Annotated in this window: 1 pseudogene; it reads left to right on the forward strand. The window is 63.6% G+C overall.

Features of this window, described 5'->3' with window-relative positions:
* Positions 1–969 precede the first annotated feature (969 nt).
* Positions 970–4,200 (forward strand): annotated as a pseudogene (locus ACGFIZ_RS34035) (hypothetical protein); the annotation flags it as partial.

Consider the following 4,200-nt stretch of genomic DNA (forward strand, 5'->3'; position numbering starts at 1 on the left):
GTCCGGTCGAAGGTGCGGCTCAGTCCTTTTGGTGATGCTCTGAAGAAGAGCAGGAATGTGTGGGTCAGTAAAGATAAGTCGGCGGGTCGGATCGAGATATTCCATTGGCTTGCGGGTCTTGGTCCTGACTGGTATGGGCATGAGTTCGGGCATTTACTTGGGATTAAGCACCCTCCATCGCCCAAGGATGTCCTGAAGGAGACCAGGCCGGCCGGTAAGGATCATCCTACCGGTGAGGATCATGAGCCTGGGTTCACGGAGCGGGAGAAGGACCAGATCTGGGCGGTGGCTGATTTCGCGGCGCCGACGGGTGCGCTACGGTCGGTTGGGCCGTCCGGGGCTGAGTCGTCCGGTTATGAGTCGTCCGGGTCTAAGTCGTCCGGGTATGAGTCGTCCGGTTATGAGTCTGAGTCTGAGTCTGAGTCTGAGTCTGAGTCCGAGTCTTTGGACGTGTCGTCCCGTTCGTTGCCTGGTCGGCCGGCGGCGATGGAATGGGGCCCGGCCGGCTCTGACGCTCCGCCCGGCGATCGGCCGTCCGGTGCGGAAGGCGGCCGGTCTGATGACGGCCTGGATCTTGACCATGACCCGAAACCGTTCGACATGTCGGAGTCATCGGCTTTCCTGGATCGGCGGCGGACGGAGACCGACGGATCGGGTGGGTCCCCGGGCTCGACGGCAGCGCCGACACCGGCGTCTGACTCTTTGACGGAGGGGCTAGGGGGGCCAGCGACGCCTGGCTCGCCGGAGTCGGGACCTGAGCCGAAGCGTCAGCGCATCGAATATGAGCCGACAGGGCAGCAGCCTCACGGTGGCCTGCATTTTTACGCCGGTGATCCGCAATTGCCCGATAACCTGGAAGAATTGGCTTTCCCGGATTGGCTGCGGCCGGCGGCCGGCGGAGCGGGTGGGTCCCCGGGCTCGACGGCAGCGCCGACACAGGCGCCTGAATTTTCGACGGAGGGGGCAGGGGTGCCACCGGCGCTCGGCTCGGCGTTGCCGCCGCCGGCGGACGTTGCGCCGGGCGAGTTCCTGGACCTGCTGCCAGGAACGGATCCGGCGGACGCTGCGCCGGGCGAGTTCCTGGACCTGCTGCCAGGAACGGATCCGGCGGACGCTGCGCCGGGCGAGTCCATGGACTGGCTGTCGTCAGGGATGGACCCGTCGGCATTCATCATGCCGTCGGAGAACCCCGCGCTGGCCGATGCGCCGGTCGGGTCCCCGGGCTCGCCGGCAGCGCCGGCACCGGCGGATGGCTCGGCGGCGCCGCCGGCGGAGGTCGATGTCGCGTCGTTGGAGCAGAAGGTGACAGCGGCGATCACCGCGTTGTCGGCCGTGGTGTCCAGTGACCACCAGGCGACACTCTTCGAGGAGTGGGCGCTCAAGGTGTTCGACGTCGATCCTCGGCGGTTTGACACGGGGGTGGCTGGGGTCTTTCAGCCGGTGTTGGACGCCTTTGGGGAACAGTTGGCGGAGTTGAAGGTCCGCAGCCTGGATGGACTGCGTGCGTGGGTGATTCGTGAGCTGGCCGACGACCTTGCCCGGGACGAAGGGTCGAAATTTAGGAAGATTCTTCCGTATCCGCAGGGCGTGTCGGAGAAGAAGGAGCGGGAGGCGCTGCACCGGATCTGGTTCCCCAAGGTCGTAGGTGGCGGGGTTCACGAACTCACGCTTGTGTCTTTCCATGTGGCGGCCGAGAAGTTGGGGCCGATGCAGGTCCATCATCCGTTCGGCGCCCCGTACCGCATCGGCCCGCAGCCGGGTGACGGTGTCGTCCCGAAACAGGTCCTGTGGTGGAAGGGCGCTTACTTCCTCGTCAAACCCCGTGCCGAAGACGGCATCGCCGACCAGATCGCTGCGGGCTTCCCCCAGGCAAAGATAGACACCAGCGAGCGGGAGAAACTGGATGGGGAGTTTGAAAAGACACGTGATCTGCTGCAAGACGCGATCGCCGAGGCGGAGAATAATCGCGACAGCGCCTACTCGCGTATTCTGGAAAACACCTTCCAGCGTGACCTCGCGGTCATCCGTCAACGCTCCTCCTTCCCGTACAGTCAGGTCCAGGAACTCGCCGCGCATCACCGATACTTGCGCAATCTCAAGGACCAGGGCGGCTGGGAAGACCAGCGCCCAACGAACCTCTACGACCCATTCACCATTCGCGTCCCGGCCACCCCGGTGCGGCATGACCCGGAGATATCGGGGTTCACTCGTCCGGTGCCAGGGTTGAGCATCTGGCTGGCCGGCCAGGAGATGCGTCTCGATGGTATCGATGGGATCGATGGGATCGATGGGCTTGTTCGCCCGGGTGATGAGGTCGATGTCACTATCGGGAAGATTAGGGGAAGGAATGGTGCCGGTTTTGTCGAAATCCGGTACACCCGGCCCGACGGCACCGAAAGCGCCATCTTCCAAATGATCGACCGCATGTTCACTCCCGACGAGTTGAAAGCTCTGAAGACAATGGCACCCGGCCGGGCATGGAAACCCGATCACCCATTGTTCGTCGATTCCTACCGCAGCACGACGTACATGACGACCAAGAGGCAATTGGGCTTACGGCTCCGCGGGGGTAGCAGGCGGGGGAATGGTGCCAATGTCCAGCTCCCGGGAGGCGTCGTGGCCGGCGGAGGTTCGTTCGGCTTCCCCACGATGGACCGGATTTTTTACAGCGCCGGGTTTGACGTCATTGGTCGACCCCTGATGGTCGCGGAAATCTCGGCCACGGTCGGCGAAGCCGAACAGAAACTGTATGTGGAAGTGGTCAATCCCGCCCTCACCGTGGACAGCATCAGCGGCATGTTGAAGTCCGCAAATGTGTTGTGGGAGCTGGAGGATCGGTGGGATCTTGCCGACGCAGTGACTTACAAAGTTCAAATTTTGATGGCAAACACACTGCCCCGCCCCCTGCGTACTCCCATTGGCAGGGAGGGGCACTTGACCCCTGGTGGGGGGGAGGTGCAGGTTGCCCAGGGGACGGAGATCACCATCCGGGTGGGGAAGTGGCCGCGCCTGGCCGGATCGGAACGCGGCGTTTTCGTCGTGGTCGGGGCGCCGTTGGTCCGCGACGAAAACCGACACGCCTACCGACTCTTCGACACGGACAAGAAGATCGATGAGTTCGATGGGATCAGAAATTCTTTCAACAACCGGCAGGAACGGGCTGATCGGCGTGTCCCGCTAACCGGGTCGGCACCTGAGCGGGGTGAGCCGGGCGCAGGGGATGGGTCGTCGTTGCCTGCAGGGGTTGCGCGCGGGGCGGGCGCGAGGTCGAGCGACACCATCAGGGCCGGTGAGTCCGGCGGTGTCGTGCCGGACTTGCCTGAGGTGCCCGGCCAGGCGTGGAGACTCGACCCCCCATCGTTCGTCGGGTCCTACCACATCACGGCGTCGCTGAAGCGTAAACCGAAAAACTCTCGGAAGTTGAACGTAGAATTCGCCGGCAGCCCGGTCTATATCCCACAGGCCGTGGTCGACGGAGGTTCGTTCGTCTTTCCTGCGGACGTCAAAGAGGTTCGTCTCGAACTCGGGTATGACAGCACTGGTCGATCCGCCGCGTTCGTGGAACTACCGGCCAAAAATAGTCCTAACGGGAGGACCCTGTACCTGGAGCTGGAGCCCGCCCCCACCGCAGACGACATCGAGTCGCTGCGCATAAAGGCGCTGTGGGTGCCGCAGAATCAGTGGGATCTTTCCGAGGCAAAGGAGTTCGAGGACGTACTGACGACGGGCAAACGATTGTCCCCTCCCCTGAATATTGGCGTTGGTACGGTAGGCGCGCTCGGTGGGGCGAAGGTGAAGGTCGCCGCTCGGACGCTGGTCAGATTTTGGGTGGGGAAGTGGTCGCGGCAGGTCGGATCGGAATCCGTTACCGGCGTTTTCGTCGTGGTCAGGGCGCCGTTGATCGGCGGAACCGGGCACGCCTACAAGATCTTCAAAACGAAAACGACGGTCGATCAGTTCGAGGCGCTCATAGACCAGCTCCGAGACCGGCAGGAATCGTTCAACATGCGCATCCTTAATGGGTGGCAACCTAAGCCGACCGGGCAGGCTCCGAGCACCGGGCAGGGGCCGGGCGCCGGGGATGGGTCGGGTGCGGAGGGTGAGTCGGGTTCCGGGGATGGGTCGTTGCCTGGTGGTGCGGCGGCGTTTGAGTGGGGTCCTGGGGAGGGTGGTTCGTCTTCGGGTGGTGGGAAGGGTGTG

This window comes from Micromonospora sp. NPDC048830, from assembly GCF_043198215.1.
GTDB lineage: Bacteria > Actinomycetota > Actinomycetes > Mycobacteriales > Micromonosporaceae > Micromonospora.